Annotated in this window: 14 protein-coding genes; 5 read left to right on the forward strand and 9 right to left on the reverse strand. The window is 48.7% G+C overall.

The window, feature by feature from the left end; translation table 11 throughout:
• Window positions 1–140: 140 nt before the first annotated feature.
• Complete coding sequence (locus ACYVFD_RS24195; protein WP_461093081.1) at window positions 141–1754, reverse strand: GNAT family N-acetyltransferase; 1614 nt, start codon at window positions 1752–1754, stop codon at window positions 141–143.
• An 84-nt stretch (window positions 1755–1838) separates the two neighbouring features.
• Window positions 1839–2864 (reverse strand): threonine aldolase family protein, encoded by a 1026-nt coding sequence (locus ACYVFD_RS24200; RefSeq protein WP_461093082.1) that lies wholly within the window; start codon window positions 2862–2864, stop codon window positions 1839–1841.
• Window positions 2865–2997: 133 nt separating this feature from the next.
• On the opposite strand from ACYVFD_RS24200, the gene ACYVFD_RS24205 reads away from it, so the two are divergent.
• From ACYVFD_RS24205 to ACYVFD_RS24215, 3 genes are all read left to right on the forward strand, one after another.
• Window positions 2998–3975, forward strand: a complete 978-nt coding sequence (locus ACYVFD_RS24205; protein ID WP_461093083.1) for an OmpA family protein — start codon at window positions 2998–3000, stop codon at window positions 3973–3975.
• Window positions 3976–4083: 108 nt separating this feature from the next.
• Window positions 4084–4575, forward strand: coding sequence for a hypothetical protein (locus ACYVFD_RS24210; RefSeq protein ID WP_461093084.1), 492 nt, complete (start codon window positions 4084–4086; stop codon window positions 4573–4575).
• Window positions 4576–4688: 113 nt separating this feature from the next.
• Complete coding sequence (locus tag ACYVFD_RS24215; RefSeq protein ID WP_461093085.1) at window positions 4689–5426, forward strand: hypothetical protein; 738 nt, start codon at window positions 4689–4691, stop codon at window positions 5424–5426.
• Between the two features lie 48 nt (window positions 5427–5474).
• Here the strand turns inward: ACYVFD_RS24215 and ACYVFD_RS24220 are convergent, their stop codons facing one another.
• The 7 genes from ACYVFD_RS24220 to ACYVFD_RS24250 form a co-directional block, all read right to left on the reverse strand.
• A complete protein-coding gene (locus tag ACYVFD_RS24220; protein ID WP_461093086.1) occupies window positions 5475–6206 on the reverse strand; it encodes an endonuclease III domain-containing protein in 732 nt (243 codons plus the stop codon).
• A gap of 85 nt (window positions 6207–6291) precedes the next feature.
• A complete protein-coding gene (locus ACYVFD_RS24225) occupies window positions 6292–6999 on the reverse strand; it encodes a DUF4097 family beta strand repeat-containing protein (RefSeq protein ID WP_461093087.1) in 708 nt (235 codons plus the stop codon).
• A gap of 24 nt (window positions 7000–7023) precedes the next feature.
• Entirely contained in the window at window positions 7024–7803 is a 780-nt protein-coding gene (locus ACYVFD_RS24230) for a DUF4097 family beta strand repeat-containing protein (RefSeq protein ID WP_461093088.1), read from the reverse strand.
• A gap of 110 nt (window positions 7804–7913) precedes the next feature.
• Window positions 7914–8699, reverse strand: coding sequence for a HEAT repeat domain-containing protein (locus tag ACYVFD_RS24235; RefSeq protein WP_461093089.1), 786 nt, complete (start codon window positions 8697–8699; stop codon window positions 7914–7916).
• Window positions 8683–9201, reverse strand: a complete 519-nt coding sequence (locus tag ACYVFD_RS24240; RefSeq protein ID WP_461093090.1) for an RNA polymerase sigma factor — start codon at window positions 9199–9201, stop codon at window positions 8683–8685. Before ACYVFD_RS24240 ends, ACYVFD_RS24235 begins: the two co-directional genes overlap by 17 nt.
• Window positions 9202–9570: 369 nt before the next feature.
• Window positions 9571–9924: a LytR/AlgR family response regulator transcription factor gene (locus ACYVFD_RS24245; RefSeq protein ID WP_461093091.1), complete on the reverse strand. Its 354-nt coding sequence runs from the start codon at window positions 9922–9924 to the stop codon at window positions 9571–9573.
• Window positions 9925–10184: 260 nt separating this feature from the next.
• Window positions 10185–14192, reverse strand: coding sequence for a hybrid sensor histidine kinase/response regulator (locus tag ACYVFD_RS24250; RefSeq protein ID WP_461093092.1), 4008 nt, complete (start codon window positions 14190–14192; stop codon window positions 10185–10187).
• 157 nt (window positions 14193–14349) lie between these two features.
• Between ACYVFD_RS24250 and ACYVFD_RS24255 the strand changes: the two genes are divergently transcribed.
• Window positions 14350–14808: an SRPBCC family protein gene (locus ACYVFD_RS24255; RefSeq protein ID WP_461093093.1), complete on the forward strand. Its 459-nt coding sequence runs from the start codon at window positions 14350–14352 to the stop codon at window positions 14806–14808.
• Between the two features lie 311 nt (window positions 14809–15119).
• On the forward strand, window positions 15120–16364 hold the full coding sequence (locus ACYVFD_RS24260) for a dicarboxylate/amino acid:cation symporter (RefSeq protein WP_461093094.1): 1245 nt from the start codon (window positions 15120–15122) through the stop codon (window positions 16362–16364).
• Window positions 16365–16403: the final 39 nt, after the last annotated feature.

Here is a 16403-nt window from a genome sequence, read left to right on the forward strand (position 1 = left end):
GCAATCATTTTCAGCACGTCCGCTTTAAAAGTTGCGTCGTATTTACGCCGTTTTAGGGGTTTGTTTTTAGGCTGCATGGTCTTGCAAGTTAAGCAAGTTCATTGTGCCGATTTATTGGACCATCTCACTTGACCTTTTCACTAATTAGCGACTACAATTAACGGCGGAACGACTTCGGGATCATTGTCGGGAGAGTCCTTCTTCGGCCGGTCGGCGTTCCGATTAAGGGCTTTTCGGGCGGTTTTTTTCAGTGTGACATCGTATAAGTCTGTCCGCCGATCCTTCATGACCTGTACCGAACCATGCTCGTGCAGCTCCTTCAACAGGCTCAAATCGACATCAGCGATGAGAACCATTTCGGTGTTGGGCGTGGCTTCGGCTTTAACAGCATTGGTCGGGAACTGAAAATCGGAAGGCGTAAAAACGGCCGATTGCGCAAAGTTGATGTCCATGTTATGTACGCGCGGCAGGTTGCCAACACAGCCCGAAATCGCGACATAACATTCGTTTTCAATGGCTCGTGCCTGGGCACAATGACGTACGCGTGAGTAGCCGTTTTGGGTGTCGGTCAGGAAGGGGACAAACAGAATCTGCATACCCTGCTGGGCCAGAATCCGGCTTAGTTCCGGGAATTCGACATCGTAACAGATCAGCATCCCAATTTTACCACAGTCCGTATCGAACGCCCGGATTTCGTGACCTCCGACCATGCCGTAATGCCTCACCTCGTTGGGTGTGATGTGAATCTTCCGAAACTCTTCAAACGACCCGTCGCGACGGCAGAGGTAAGCCACATTATACAGCTTCCCATCTTCATCGACCAGGGGCATACTGCCACCGACAATGTTGACGTTGTACGAAATCGCCAGCTCACAGAGTTTTTCACGAACGGGTACGGTAAAGTCGGCCAGTTTTCGGATAGCTACGGGTTCGGGCAGGTCGTTAAAATCGGCCATGAGGGGCGTGTTGAAAAACTCCGGCAGCACCATAAAATCGGCCCGGTAGTCGCTCACGGCATTGACGAAAAACTCGACCTGATCCAGAAAGGCATTCAGGTTTTTGAACAGTCGCATCTGCCACTGAATCACGCCCAGCCGGATAATGGAGTCGGTATGCGGCTTCTTATCGGCCTCCTTGACGTAATAAATATTGATCCACTCCAGCAGTGTTGCGTACTCTTTCGATTCGGAGTCGCCGGGCAGATAGCCCCGCAGGACCTTCCGTACGTGGAAATCGTTGGAGAGCTGGAACGTCAGCGTGGGGTCGTAAATCTCCTTTTGCTTGACCTTGGTTATATACTCGCGTGGGGTCAGTTCGTCGGCGAATTTGTTGTAGTTCGGAATACGCCCACCGGCCAGTATTCCCTTCAGATTCAACTGTTCGCAAAGTTCCTTACGGGCGTCGTATAGCCGTCGTCCCAGCCGAAGATCGCGGTAATCGGGGTGGACAAACACTTCGATGCCGTATAGGTAATCCCCTTCGTCGTTATGTGTTTTGAACGTATAGCCGCCCGTTATTTCATAGTAGGTATGGTTATCGCCGAAGTCGTCGTACTTCACCCGAATAGCCAGGGCGCTAGCCACCACTTTGCCATCGACTTCCACGCAAAACTGCCCTTCCGGGAAGAGGTTGAGCAGTTTATTGATCGAACTTTTGGGCCAATAATCTCCTCCGATACCACTATACACCTCAATCATCGTTTCTTTGAGGTCGTGGTAATCCGATTTCTGTAAATTTCTGGTTTGTATATGCATAGCTGTCAGAACCAGGATTTTTATGATTTAATTAACAGACCTTGATTGGATGGATCCATAACAAAATCAGGCTAATCCGTAAAATCAGTGAGAATCCCGGTTCAGGATAAGTTCCATTTCCGCCAGCATCTCGTCGGTGAAATCCAGATGGGTGACAAAGCGAACCAGATGTTTGCCGAACGCGACGCTGCGGATGCCTTTAGTGGCTAAGGAAGAAACATAATCTGTAGCCAGAATTGTTTCAGGAAGCCTGAAAATGACAATATTCGTGTCGATGGGCAGAATCTCCTCCACCTCGGGCAGTTGCTCGAGCAGAGCGCCAATTCTACGGGCGCGGGTATGGTCTTGCCTGAGTCGGTCAATGTGATGGTCGAGGGCATAAATACCCGCTGCTGCCAGAAAACCAGCCTGCCGCCAGCCACCGCCCATCAGTTTGCGATACCGACGTGCCTGCGCAATAAAATCGGCTTTCCCAAGAAGAAGTGACCCAATGGGGCACCCAAGCCCTTTCGACAGACAGATACTGATGGAGTCGAACAGTTGGCCATAGGCTGTTGTCGGTTCTCCGGTTTCCACCAGGGCGTTGAACAGTCGAGCGCCGTCGAGGTGTAAGATCAACCCATGCTCCTGACAGACCTGCCGGATGGCGGCAATTTCAGGAACGGTGTAGTAGCAGCCGCCCCCTTTATTGATGGTATTTTCCAGAACGACCATCCGCGATAGCGGTTTGTGCGGATCGGCACGATTATAGATGTGTTCACGTATCAGATCGGGCGTGAGTTTGCCGCGAATACCATGGGCTAAACTGGCTGAAGCCAGGGCATTCACCGAAATACCACCCCCTTCGTATTGATAAACATGAGAAAGGTAATCGCAAATAACATCGTCGCCTGGGCGCGTGTGGGTACGAATAGCGAGTTGGTTGGTCATGGTGCCCGACGCGCAGAAAAGAGCGGCTTCCATACCAAACTGCGTAGCCACTTTGGTTTCGAGTGCATTCACGGTAGGGTCGTCGCCAAAAACGTCGTCGCCGAGTTGGGCAGAAAACATAGCCTCGCGCATGGCAGGCGTAGGATGAGCAACCGTATCGCTACGAAGGTCAATAAGCATAGATTGAGTTGTTGATAAGAATCACTGATATTCTTGCATTTGAAGGACTTGCGTGTATTTTTGAGCAACCTTTTCGCATAAGTTCGTCTCAACGCAGGAAACTGAACACAGTATCTGTAAACCCTTGTTTAGTATGTTAACGAACAAAGTTCCCTGGATTATCTTACTCGTTTTGTGGATGGCCGGATCAACCTGGTGGCACGTTTGCAAAATTAAGCAGCTATGCGTTGATGATGTAAGCGCAACACCAGTAACGACAGAAGAAACGGCAGAGTCAGGCCCTACCAACGCGTTCACGATAGCCGATGGTGATCGGTTCAAACTTGACCTTCCGGGCAATTTCAGTTTTGCAAAATCGGGGGCTAATGCCAACATGAATAGTCTGGGTGGCTCGCTGGATGCCATGGTGGCTTATTTGAAAGCCAATCCAGGTCGAACGCTCGAAATTAAGGGCTATTATTCAGCAAACGAAACCAATTCGACCTCTTTTCCAAATTTAGGTGTAGCACGGGCCGAAGGACTTAAGCAGTATCTGGTACAACAGGGTATTGCGGCCGAATCCATCACAACTACTGGTGAAGCACGCGACCTGACTTTCACGGCCAAAGGGGACTCGCTCTATGGCGGACTCGACTTTGCCTTTGGTGGGACCGTTAAGTCTGCTCCTGAGCCAACCGAAACCGCGCCGACTGCCAGTACACCGACTGCACCTATCAAGATCACGAAGGAGGTTACGGAAAAAGAATTGGCAGAAGGTGAAAAGTTTACATCGGTGTTCAAACCGATTGATCTGTACTTCCAGCTGGGCGAAGCAAACTACATCAAAACCGAGGATACGAAAAAATTCTTTGGGGAAGCCATTCGCTACCTGGCCGATCACAAAGACAAAAAGCTCCTCCTGACCGGCCATACGGATAGCTCCGGCCCCGATGATGTGAACATGCAGCTCTCCCGCGATCGGGCCAACGACGTAAAAGCGAGACTCCGTAATGCAGGTGTTCCGTCGGAGCAAATAATTGTAAAGGCAAAAGGCGAAACTGAGCCCAAAGCGGATAACAGTACCATGTCGGGCCGGAAAGCCAATCGGCGGGTAACGGTGGTTGTTCAATAATATTCCTACAAAACGTTCCAGGTTTCAAGTGTCATGTCTACGATTTGTTAAGTAAAACTTGAAACTTGAAATCTGGAACCTGAAACACATAAACTTCTGAAAGAAACTATGTTCGACTTAAATCCCCTTAATCTTCCCGATGCACAGATGCAGCAGATAATCATGCTGGTTGTGTCGGCTGTGTTGGGTTTTATAATTGGATACATTTCGCGGCAACGAACCATTCGGGAACTGGAAGGAGAACTGGCCAGTACTGAACGGGCGGTCGACGACTGTCATCGGGAATCGGTAGTGGTAGTTGGTGCCGAAGATGGTGAAACGATGGTGTTGAATCGAATTCGGTCGAGGGCTGGCGAACTCAATTTTACGCGTATTGGCCTGGCATCAACTGCCGAAGCCGACGACCTGAAAGACATTGTGGGCGTTGGGCCATTTCTGGAAAAGAAACTGCATGCCATCGGTATTTATACGTTTCGGCAAATTGCGAATTTCAACAAGGAAGATATCGATAAGGTGAACGACATTATTGAGTTTTTCCCTGGCCGTATCGAGCGAGACGATTGGGTAGGGCAGGCAGCTCAATTGGCCAAGAAGAAATAAGTTTTTAAGTTTCGGGTTCCCTGTTTATACTGACAATGCTGGCAGTTGATTGAGCTATCAATAACCTGATACATGGAACTTGAAACAGTTAAACCACTAAACCATAACCCGTTATGTTTGGATTAGATCCTTTAAGCCGCCCGGTGGCTATTTCCGAAATACTCATTTTACTGGCGCTGGCGGCTTTTATTGGCTGGCTGCTGGGCCGACTGGTTTTGACAGGGCGCATCAATGCGCTTCGGGCAGCAGTAGCCGATAAAGAAACTGAACTGGAAGAATGCCGTCGGGCAAACGTATCGGGTAAGGCATCTGTCGTTAAACCGACACGTCCTGAGCCAATGTTGGATACACCGCCTGCGTTTGTTCATGCCGATCCGCTGTTGCCGGCTGTTGCCCCTGACGATACCCCGGAGCTTATCAATGAAGATATAGTTGCTCCGCTTGTCAATGTGTCCGTTGAAAAGCCGGTAGCCGTTTCAAAACCGGTTGCTCCGGTGAGTCCCGACGTACCTTCTGTACCCGTAGAAACACCGGTTATAGCGGGTAATTCGGAAGCGGCTGTACTCAATCGGATTGCTGCCAGGGCCAGTGAGATAAACTTCGATCGAATTGGTCGGGCTACAGCCGCCGAAGCTGACGACTTGAAGGACATTGTTGGGGTCGGCCCCTTTCTGGAGCGGAAACTCCATAGCCTGGGCATTTATACATTCCGGCAGGTCGCCAATTTCACCAAAGAGGATATCGATAAAGTCAACGAGATCATCGAGTTCTTCCCCGGCCGCATTGAGCGTGACAACTGGGTCGACCAATCAAAAGAGTTTTACAAAAAGAAATACGGTAACAAGAGTTGACTGTAGTTAAGCCGTTCACTAGTAGTGCCTTAGTGTAAGATGACTTTGCTATCCGTTTACTCCATTCTTTTTTCGGACAGGTGTACTACTGAGGATAGTCGTGCCGCCCTGTTGATAAAAGTCGCATAGATTCTGCAGGACGCAGTCGCTGCATCTGGGTGTAAACCACGTACAGATGCGTTGCCCATGCCAGTAGAAATGTTTGTGGAAATTGAATAGTACTAACGGCTCCCTGGGCAGATAGGCCAGCAATATAGTATGGGCTTTCTCGGCACTAACCTTGGGTCCAATAAGTCCGAGTCGTTGGGTAACGCGGTGAACATGGGTATCGACCGGTAAAACAGGTTTGTGGAATTTAAAAAGCAGGAGTAGAGTAGCTGTTTTCAGACCAATGCCGGGCAGGTTAGTGAGCCAGTGCATAGCCTCTTCGGTAGATAGGTCGTTTAGGAAATCAATGTTAGCCGATCCCGTTTCCCGGAACAAATGAATTAACAGATTTTGAATATAAGGCGCTTTGACCTCAGGATACGTAACGGCTTTTATGGCATCAATCAACTCCGAAAGCGGAGCATCCCGAACCTGCTCCCAGTTAGGAAATCGCTCACGCAGAGTTCGATAGGCAATCACTTCATTGGCATGGGTAGTGCGGTGCGACAGAATGGTCCCGACTAACTCATGCATTGGGTCGGGATAGCCCTGAATCGCCTGAATGCCATACGTATCGTTTAATCGTTCGTGGGCGATCCAGGCTTTCATCGCTAATTCAGAACTGACTTGCATGTAAACGGGGCAGGTTTAACAGATAGTAGTTGCCTGTTGAACCTGCCCCGTTTAAGAATGTTTAGTAATCAGGTAAACCGTAGTTTTAGTCTTTCTTTCGGAGGTAGATGTTATTGCTGATCGACTCCAAGTGAACATTGGGGCCACCTCCATTGATGGCGCCTTCCAGCTTATAACCAACCATCGGATTTTTCTCTTTCTTATCCTTAAAAGCAATCTCCATATCGGAATACACCTCGCCGGTGATGGTTTTCATGGCTACATTGGCTCCTTTCGATTTCGGCCAGCTCATATCCACAAATCCACTGATCGTTTTGGCAAAAACCGCTTCGGTTGCGCCCTGAATATCAATATTCCCATTGATGGTTTCCACTTTTAGTTTGGCATGGCGAGGCAGATTGACCACGTAATTGATCTTGCTGCACACGTAATAATCTTGGCCGTTTTGGTCGGTACGCCACCGATGTCCATCGCCGGGGCAATCTTCGGCTTTGCCTTCTTTCAGCTTTTCTTTATCGAAATCCGTTTTCAAACTGACTTCACTATCCGTCGAGTTGGTAGTGACGACTAGTGCATCGTCCAGCTTCCCGCCGTTAATGGTAGCTGATATAGTCACCGACAGATCTGGTTTATCCCAGTAGCGAATCTGGATACTATCGCCAAATCGCAGATTGAGGTTGACAAGTTGATTGGCCGAAACCGGCATTGTTTTTTGAACAACACGTTGCGCAATGGCGGGTTGAATGAGTAGGGCCAGCAGCCCCAGCGAGTATAGGAATAGGCTGTTTTTCATGGGTGTTAAGTGGTTGATGCCGGGTTATTTCTGCTTACGGATATAGATGTTGCTGTTGATGGTTTTGAGCTGAATGTCAACTCCACCACCGTTTGTAGTGCCATTGATGTTATGACTGCCACCCACCCGGGCCAATCCATCTTTTGAGTTCTTCACACCCAGATCGAAATCGGTGTACATTTCACCATGAATGGTCTGAAGCTTCATATTGGATTTCGTGCTGGCCGGTAACGTAATGTCTATTTCACCGTTGATAGTCGAGATAGCCGTTGGCTTTTCCTGATCGATATTGGCGAAGACAATGTTGATTTCGCCATTGGTTGTGTTAGCCACAACGGGGCCGGTTACATTCTTCAGATCCATCGAGCCGTTGTTGGTTTTAATCTCCAGATCACCGTCCATGTTGCTGATGGAAACATCGGCTTTTTGCCAGTTGGTCTGCTGGTATAAAATGCCCACTTTGCGCGGAAGTTTGATCGTGTATTTAATCGACTTGCGGGTGGCTTTTTCAATTTTCAGCCCACCGCTTTCGGGGGTTACTGCCAGACCAAGGCCTGTGTTATCGACAGCTGTGTAGTACAGTGGCTTCAAGCCTTTGGCTCGTTCGGGAGGAGCTTCATAGCCTGAATTGGCCTGAATTACGACCTCGTCGCCATTATAACCCTCAATTTTTACGTCGCCTGCGTCGATTTCCAGGGTGACTTTTCGGTCTTTAGCATTGGTTAATTTGGCTTTGTATTCCTGTGCCTGGGCGTTGGATAGACACAATAAGAGACTGGCACTCAATACTAGGAGCGTTTTCATGGTTGTTGTATTTGACTAATGGATAATGAGAAATGGATAATGAATAATGGAAAATGAATGAGTGGATTGCTAGTTGGTCATTCTACATTTTCCATTATTCATTGACTATATCAGGATGGTGAATCCCGGCCCTGTACCAGGTGATTGATTCCTTCTTCTGCTTTTTGACGGACAGCGTCCAGCACCTGCTGATTTTGAACCAGCCGTTGCATCTCATCCACCGCGCGTTTTTCCTTAATGGCGACGAGCGCGTCGATCAGGCTGATCTGTAGATTGGGGTCCGTCTGGATTTTTAGTGATTGAATCAGGGCTTCACGTACACCCGGTTCATTCTCAAACCGGGTAAGCGCCTGACAGGCTGCCAATCGTACGTTTACATTTGCATCGAAGTTCAGGGTATTAATGAGCAATTGGGTAATATTCTGATCGACCTGAGTCAGTTCGTAACTTTGATTGATGGCCTGGATGCGTTCGCTGGCCGACGTTTTGGGCAGGTGCTCGAATGTCAGCACCTGTTTCATCGCAATGGCCGATGAAGCCTCCTCCGACGTAGCAAGGGTGTTGGACGAAGTCGAGCGGTAGTGGTTGTACACCAGCCCTCCAGCGAACCCCAGAATCATCAGCAACACGCTGGCTGCTAATCGACGGATCCAGGTCGTGAGGCTGAATACCGGGCTCGGTTCAGTGGCCATCAGTTTGGCCGCTAACTGACTCGTCATGGCAAACGATGGGTGCTGGTTTCGGGCATCCGCGAAATACCGAAATTGGTCAGCGTGACTTTGCAAATGGGCTGGGATCGATTCCTGCTGGAAAAACTGTCGCAACAGTTTTTCTTCCTGAAGCGTTGTTTCGCCCTCGTAGTATTTCTCTAGCAGTTGTTCAATGTCCGGCTTCATAATCATTGACTTTTAGGTAATTCTCTCGCAGCCGTTGCCGGGCTCGCGATAAAATCACACGAATATTATTAATACTTATGCCCGTAACCTGCTCGATTTCTTCAAAGGAATATTCTTCTACATCGCGCAGGTGAAGAACGAGCTTTTGCTGGTCAGGTAGTTCGTCGATCAGTATCCGCATAAGTCCGGCACTGTCGGCTACTTCAACTTGTCGATAGGGCGAAGCGTCCTCCGCCTGAATACCAAGAAGCGTAGTCTCATCCGCAAATTTGCGTTTGGCATGTGCTTTTAGCTTGTCCAGACACAAGTTCTTCGTCATCTGAACAGCCAGTGCTTCGATACTGTTGTAGGCTTCTAACTGTTGTCGATTGGTCCACAACCTGAGCAACACATCCTGTAAGGCATCTTCCGCTTCTTCGCGGTTACGAAGAAACAACTGCGCCAATCGGAACAGGCGCCCCTGGACGGGCAAGATGCGTTGTTTAAAGGTTTGTAGATCCATATCAATCGCAAAGACGACTGAAATCGAAAAACATTACAGCCTTGCTTAAAATTTTTTGATTTTTTTAAATGATGTACCCGAAAGCAGATAAATGGGCGAACTAAGCTACCAATAGGGTAATTTTCTGTCATCCCGAGGAACGAGGGATCTTCGGAGACAGCATAAAAGTTAATTTCCGAAGATCCCTCGTTCCTCGGGATGACAGAAACGTCCCGGAGAATAGTTCGACTTTTGGGGAAGGGTTGCCTGAGCGCGGGAGGAGGGCGTTAGTGGAGTGCATAAAAAACGCCTTTCCAGTGAATCAGACCAACACCATGAGTAAGGCTGGCAATTCAGTAGAAAGACGTCTGTATAAGCAGTAGAAAGTAATTAATTTACATACGAACGCTGATTCGTCAATTGCCGACGAACCAAACTCCAGCGCCGACGCGATACGGGTAAAACTTCGCCTGTGGTTAAATGCACCAGACCACCTGTTTCGGTACGCTCCAGTCGTTCAACAAACTGACGATTGACGACACAGTTGCGGTGTAGACGAATGAAGAGTTCAGATGGAAGTTGTGGAGAATAATATTTTAGGGTGCGGGGCATCAACATTCGCCGACCATCAGCCCAGTTAAGCCAACTATAATTGGCAACAGCCTGTAGATAGACTAGATCTGATACTGAAAAAAGCTGCCGACCTGTTTCCCGAAGGTAAAGCTTGAGAGGGGGCCATTCCATTGGTGTTGACCGGTTCGAAAAAGAAAAGACGGACATTGACATAAGCGTAATACTTTTCTTGAGATCGATGAGTAAGTAATACTTACGCAATACTAATCGCAATGCCTGCCCTGCTCTTGCTCTTTCGTAACAAGGACTATAAAATTTGTAACATCCAGATCATATAGGGGTAATAAAGTGCTATTAACTGGTAAAAAGAGGTAATCGTAGAAGCATTAACCCTAAGAAGTGTAGTAAAATTATACTAGAAGAGAATCCTGTCAGGCCACCTCATGTCGGTTCTGATCGACGTACTCGGAAGGCGTTACGTGGTACTGATCTTTAAAAACTTTGGAGAAGTAAGCAGGCGTATCGAAACCTACCCGATCGGCTACTTCAGAAACAGATACCCCTGTCAGTAGTAGCTCGGCGGCCCGCTTTAGCCGCACCATTCGGATCAGTTCATTAGGGGTGAGCCCCGTCATCGCTTTCACTTTTCGGTTCAGGTGCATCCGGCTCATACCAATAGCAGTGGCTAACGGCTCTACACCGAAGGTAGAATCGTCGAGTCGCTCTTCCAGTATCGCATAAATGCGGTTCATAAATTCGTCCTGAGGGTCCTGACTGGTAGTAGGGAGATTACCCTGCCGCAACAATTGGGTACGGAAATGCTGACGCATTCGCTGCTGATGCTCCAGTCGATTACGAACTCTTGCCTGAAGTTCGGCTACCTGAAATGGTTTTGCCAGGTAATCGTCTGCTCCGGCTGTTAAGCCTTCTACCCGGCTTTCGACCGATGCTTTGGCCGTCAGGAGGAGAATCGGGATATGACTGGTTACTGGATTACTTTTTAGCTGGCGGCAGAGTTCATACCCGTCCATTTCGGGCATTAGCACGTCGCTGATAACCATGTCTGGCCCTTCGGCAATGGCGGCATTGACACCCGCCTGCCCATTGTTGACCCGTTTCACCCGCCATTCTGTCGTCAGGGTAGAGGCAATGTAATCGGCCAGTTCATCATTATCCTCAACCAGCAAAAGACGGAATACTTTCTCCTCAGCAGTCTCCTGGCCAGTCACAGCTTGTTCAGCCGTTGTCGGCGGTGTGAGTTCTGGTTTGATCGGTTGTTCGGTTACCAGTCCGGCTCGCGATTGACGGCAGGGTAGGGCAACGATAAAGGTTGTTCCTTCTACGGGCTGGCTTTTTACCGATAGTGTTCCCTGCATCATTTCGACCAGCTCTTTTACCAGCGCCAGACCGATGCCCGATCCACCAACGGCACCTTCGGCCAGCGGATTAGCCTGATAGAAGCGGTCAAAGATGTGGGGTAGTTTTTCCGGTGCAATCGGTGTTCCGGTATTATGGACCGATATACGAATCAGGTCGGTATTGGCTGAATTGGCTACGGCAGGGTCCAAAGGCTCTACCGAGATCTGAATGGTAACTGTGCCGTTGTCGTTTGTAAACTTAAAGGCGTTCGATAAGAGATTGGTCAGGATTTTTTCAATCTTATCTGGATCGAACCAATAATAGGGTTGTGTAAACTGATGTGTCAGGTTCAGTTGGATATGTTTACGCTGGGCTTCCTCCGCAAAAACGGCAACAATTCGCTTGATAAACTCAGGCAGATCGCCGGGGCTGGGCGTAATGGTAAGGTTACCGGCATCGAGTTTGGCCAGATCGAGCAATTCATTGATGAGTCGCAAAAGTCGGTTGGCATTCCGGTAAATAAGAGCCAGCCGATTGAAATAAGGCGAGTCGGCCGTATCGGTCAATACCTGTTCTAACGGTGTTAGAATTAAGGTTAGGGGCGTACGAAGCTCATGGGTGATATTGGCAAAGAACCTTGATTTTACCTCGTCGAGGTGTTTGAGCTGGATGGATTCCTGCTCGCGAAGCTGCATTTGGTTCTTCTGATTCAACCGTCCAATTCGAATGCGGATAAATAAAAGCAGTGCTCCCAGCAACAGCAGGGCATACAGGGTATAGGCCCACCAGGTCGCCCAAAGCGGGGGCTCAATCACAATGCGTAACGCATGGGAGTCCGAACTCCAGACTCCCGATGTATTCGAGGCATTGACAACAAACGTGTACGTTTTGGGGGCTAGATTGGTGTAGGTTGCCGTTGTTATATTGCCGCTATAGATCCAGTCTTTATCTAATCCGACTAACTTGTATCGGTATTGGTTCTTATGAGGCTGATTGAATTCAAGGGCGGCAAAGTCGATCGATAAAAAGTTCTGATGGTTAGACAGAACGATTTCGGATGTTTCATTAATGTCTTTATCGATGGGCGAGTCAGATGTGTTTGCCGTCACCAGTTGATTGTTAATCCGAAAGGCAGTCAGCACAACGGTTGGTTTGACAATGTCTTCACTGATTTGACCTGGATCGAAAGTGGTATAGCCACCAACACCGCCAAAGATGAGTCGCCCGTCGGGTAAGGTTACGTCATAATACTGCTTGAACTCTTCACTGGGTAGTCCGTCATCGGCCATGTACGTCCGTACTTCGTGCGTACGCGTGTCGAATCGGCAAAGCCCGCGATTGGTGCTAAGCCAAAGATGCCCTTTGGAATCGGTGCGGATGGCGTAGATTACATTGGTCGACAGCGCTTGGCCAACTGGAAATCGCTCAATATAGCCCGTCATTTTGTCGAGCCGACAAAGCCCTTCGCCAAACGTACCGATCCACAGGTAGTTGTACTGCAGCGGGTCTTGCGCCAGACATAGTAACGAATTGCCGGGTAGTGAACGAGGGTTTCTGGCCACACTTTGCCAGTGAATGAGCCGCTTGCTGGGCAGATCGGCCCGGAGTAATCCGTGATTTTCGGTTGCCAGATAGATTCGACCACCGTCCACAACCATACCAGTAATCACATAGGGGTGGTTGGCCGGGAGCGGGAGCGGAAAGGCGGTAAACGTTTGCAGATCGGCGTTATACCGGACAACTGCCTGATTGGTTGGCGCCAATAAGCCCCAAAGTTCACCCTGTACGCCAGTGGCTAATGCCGCAAGCCGAAAGTTTCCACTAGGTAACCAGCGGGTTTCGATACCCGTAGGTGGCACAGAAACAAACGATTGACGGGCAGCATCGTACCGGTAGGGGGGCGTTTGTGAACTACTGATCCAAAGCGTTCGTCGACCGTCGTATTGGTAGCGAATCCCTGAAGGCGATTGCTGGCGTATGGCATCGGGTATCGCACTGGCTGGTATGTTTGCCTGTTGCGTGAGCCAATCGGTCTGGAAATTGGTTCGGTACGGCCAGGTCTGAAACGGACGCTTGTTCAGGTCGTACTTGATCACGCCATCGCCATTGAGCCCAATCCAGAGTACATTGGAGCGGTCAACTAAAATGGTCAGGGGCGAAAAACGCCCGAGTTTTGGCGATTCTGCTGAAGGATCTTCGAGTAAGGGTACGGTGCCCGATTGATCGGTATAGCGATTCTGATTAATGTAATCGATACCCCGCTGATCCGTTGCGAAGAGCGGTAACCCCGGTTCGTTTGTCAGATTAATTACTTTTCGTATTTGCCCTTTGGAAGGGTTGAACAGGGCAAAACTTCCGGGAAACCCCAGCATCAATTCCCCATTGCGTCGCTCATGAAGTCGGTACACTTCGTTTTGTGGAAGTCCCTGAGCGGTCTGGAAAGCGATCAATTGCTGGGAAGTCAGATCATACCGGTAAAGCCCATTTTGGGTTGCGAGCCAGGGTTGAGCCTGACGATCTACCAGAATAGCGTGAATGAGAGCCTGAGCCGAGTCGGCCTTTGCGGCCCAGTGTCGATGCGAAATGGACCCATTGGCATTGAGTCGGAAAAAACCGTTGGTTTGCGTAGCTACCCAGACATTGCCAGCGCGATCGGGCTGAATACCAACAAGTTGATCCCGGCCCAGAGCCTGCTGAAATGCCCGCGAATTGGACAGTCGGTTGGATCGCTCAGTAACCGGATCGAAGCAGTCGATATGGTTGTTTTCGGTCCGAATCCAAAGCTTGCCAAGGGCATCTTCCCGAATTTCGTAAATACTGCTAAACGAGAGTGATTGGGCCTGTTGCGGATCGTGGGTGTAAATACGGAAGCGTATTCCATCGTATCGGCAGAGACCATCGCGAGTCGCTAACCAGATAAATCCTCGTTTGTCCTGAATGATGGAATTGACAAATCCCTGGGGTAAACCATTGCGTACGGTAAGGTACTCCGGCTCGGGAGGGCTGGCCCATACCTGATTGAGTGTGCTAAACAGGCCAAGATAAATCCAACAAACTAACCTCCGAGTGAGTTGACGCATACACGGACCGGGAAATCGCCCAATGGGGGTTAGGACAAGCAGTTGAAAGGGTAAATATATACCTTTGATTGTTTTGGGCAACCTTAAAATTAACTTTTCCAGTAAAAGGTAAATATGTTCCTTTTTTGCTCGCTCCACAATTCGTACTCCTATTATTATGCGCTTTGTCCTTAAAACCCAGGTTGATAGGCCGTTGCCCAAGGTCTGGGAAGGCTTTAATCGAGCGCTGTTTGAACAGCTCACCCCCGCATTTCCACCCGTAAAGGTGGTTCGGTTCGATGGTTGCCTACAGGGTGATCTGGTTCATTTACAATTAAATTTTTTCCTGTTTCGCCAGGATTGGATCAGTCGCATTATTGATCAGCAAACTGGCTCCGATGAAATCTTTTTTGTTGATAAAGGAATCCGGCTACCTTTCTTTTTGACCTACTGGGAGCATCATCATCGTCTACAGCGATTGCCAACTAGTTCTATAAATTCAAAGCAGACAGTTATAATTGATGATGTTACCTTCCGTACGCCATTCTGGCTGACCGATTATTTGCTCTACTTCTTCCTGAAGGCGCAATTTGCGTGCCGAAAACCCGTTTACCGTCGTGTTTTTAACAGGATCTGATCGTCGTGATTTGTTGATTAAATGGTTGTTGAGTCGCATGATAAGGGATGCCACCTAAACATGCAAAAAAATGGTGTTTGCGGTCGGTTGATTGCCCATTTGTTCATAAAGCGTTACTATAAGGCGATAAAATGCCCAATAGATACGAATTTTCGGAACTGATCGGATTCTGTTACATTTGTCAGATAGGCATATTCGTGCGTAAATGCCAATCGACGTACGAGCGGTGTTTATAATTGAGGGGCCAGAGTGACGGAACGTTTACGGTACATCAAGCAAAATCATCAACCATCGAACTGTATTAATACTGCATGAAATTTCCAAATCTGACAACACGAATTTTTCTGGGCATGGTGCTTGGGATTGCCATTGGCTATTTTTTTCCGGATACCAGCTCTGGCTTTTCGGGAACTGACCTGAATATCCTGTCCAAAATTTTTCTTCGGCTCATCAAAATGATTATCGGGCCGCTGGTCTTTTCGACACTGGTGGTTGGTATTGCCAAGCTGGGCGATTTTGGCGTTGTCGGTCGGATAGGCTTAAAAACACTAGCCTATTTTTATTTTGCCACGATCCTGTCGCTGGTGGTAGGCTTGCTGGTCGTTAACATCATGAAGCCCGGAGAAGTGATGGACTTGCAATTGCCCGCTAAAGGCACCGATGTTGGTCTGGAAGTTAAAAAGCTTACATTCACCAATTTCATTGAACATATTTTCCCGACCAGTTTTATCGAAGCGCTGGCCAATAACGAAATTCTCCAGATCGTTGTGTTCAGTATCTTTTTTGGCGTGGCCGTGGGGTCGGTCGGAGCGTATGGAAAAATCATGATCAAAGCGCTGGATGCCCTCTCGCATATCATGTTCAAAATCACGGGTTATGTGATGTCCTTTGCGCCGTTTGGGGTATTGGGGGCCATTGCGGCTGTGGTAGCCAAACAGGGGCTGGGCATTCTGGCCGGGTATGCGTATCTGATTCTGTGCTTCTTTGGTGGATTGTTGTTTTTTATTTTCGTTGTGCTGGCACTGATTTGCCTGGCCGTCCGAATTCCCTACTTCGCCCTGCTGAAGGAGGTGCGTTCGGCTATTATCCTATCGTTCAGCACGGCCAGTTCGGAAGCGTCCTTTCCGCAGACCATTGAGGCTTTGCGTCGATTTGGCTGCTCAGAACGGATCATCTCCTTCGTTTTACCACTAGGTTACTCATTCAATCTGGATGGGTCGATGCTCTATATGACCTTTGCGACGGCTTTTATTGCTCAGGCTTATGGTATTTCCCTGTCGTTGGGACAACAGATTACGATGATGCTCACCCTGATGATCACCTCCAAAGGGATAGCCGGTGTACCACGGGCTTCACTAGTGATTATTGCCGGAACACTTGCGCAGTTTAATCTACCGCTCGAAGGATTAGGGTTGTTGCTTGGGATTGATCAGGTACTGGATATGGGCCGATCTGCAACGAGTGTAGCAGGTAATGCTGTAGCCACCTGTGTAATTTCCAAATGGGAAGGTGAGTTTCGAACGCAGCCCATTGAATCTGACGAGGTTACCGTTTGATAAACGGTAGAAAGTTTAACCTGTATTGCATGGGTATTT

The sequence above is a fragment of the Spirosoma gilvum genome (assembly GCF_054776815.1).

Bases quoted from the DNA above. Each gene is read 5' to 3' on its own strand.
- ACYVFD_RS24195 (WP_461093081.1), bottom strand. From the start codon at position 1,754: ATGCATATACAAACCAGAAATTTACAGAAATCGGATTACCACGACCTC.
- ACYVFD_RS24200 (WP_461093082.1), bottom strand. From the start codon at position 2,864: ATGCTTATTGACCTTCGTAGCGATACGGTTGCTCATCCTACGCCTGCC.
- ACYVFD_RS24205 (WP_461093083.1), top strand. From the start codon at position 2,998: ATGTTAACGAACAAAGTTCCCTGGATTATCTTACTCGTTTTGTGGATG.
- ACYVFD_RS24210 (WP_461093084.1), top strand. From the start codon at position 4,084: ATGTTCGACTTAAATCCCCTTAATCTTCCCGATGCACAGATGCAGCAG.
- ACYVFD_RS24215 (WP_461093085.1), top strand. From the start codon at position 4,689: ATGTTTGGATTAGATCCTTTAAGCCGCCCGGTGGCTATTTCCGAAATA.
- ACYVFD_RS24220 (WP_461093086.1), bottom strand. From the start codon at position 6,206: ATGCAAGTCAGTTCTGAATTAGCGATGAAAGCCTGGATCGCCCACGAA.
- ACYVFD_RS24225 (WP_461093087.1), bottom strand. From the start codon at position 6,999: ATGAAAAACAGCCTATTCCTATACTCGCTGGGGCTGCTGGCCCTACTC.
- ACYVFD_RS24230 (WP_461093088.1), bottom strand. From the start codon at position 7,803: ATGAAAACGCTCCTAGTATTGAGTGCCAGTCTCTTATTGTGTCTATCC.
- ACYVFD_RS24235 (WP_461093089.1), bottom strand. From the start codon at position 8,699: ATGAAGCCGGACATTGAACAACTGCTAGAGAAATACTACGAGGGCGAA.
- ACYVFD_RS24240 (WP_461093090.1), bottom strand. From the start codon at position 9,201: ATGGATCTACAAACCTTTAAACAACGCATCTTGCCCGTCCAGGGGCGC.
- ACYVFD_RS24245 (WP_461093091.1), bottom strand. From the start codon at position 9,924: ATGGAATGGCCCCCTCTCAAGCTTTACCTTCGGGAAACAGGTCGGCAG.
- ACYVFD_RS24250 (WP_461093092.1), bottom strand. From the start codon at position 14,192: ATGCGTCAACTCACTCGGAGGTTAGTTTGTTGGATTTATCTTGGCCTG.
- ACYVFD_RS24255 (WP_461093093.1), top strand. From the start codon at position 14,350: ATGCGCTTTGTCCTTAAAACCCAGGTTGATAGGCCGTTGCCCAAGGTC.
- ACYVFD_RS24260 (WP_461093094.1), top strand. From the start codon at position 15,120: ATGAAATTTCCAAATCTGACAACACGAATTTTTCTGGGCATGGTGCTT.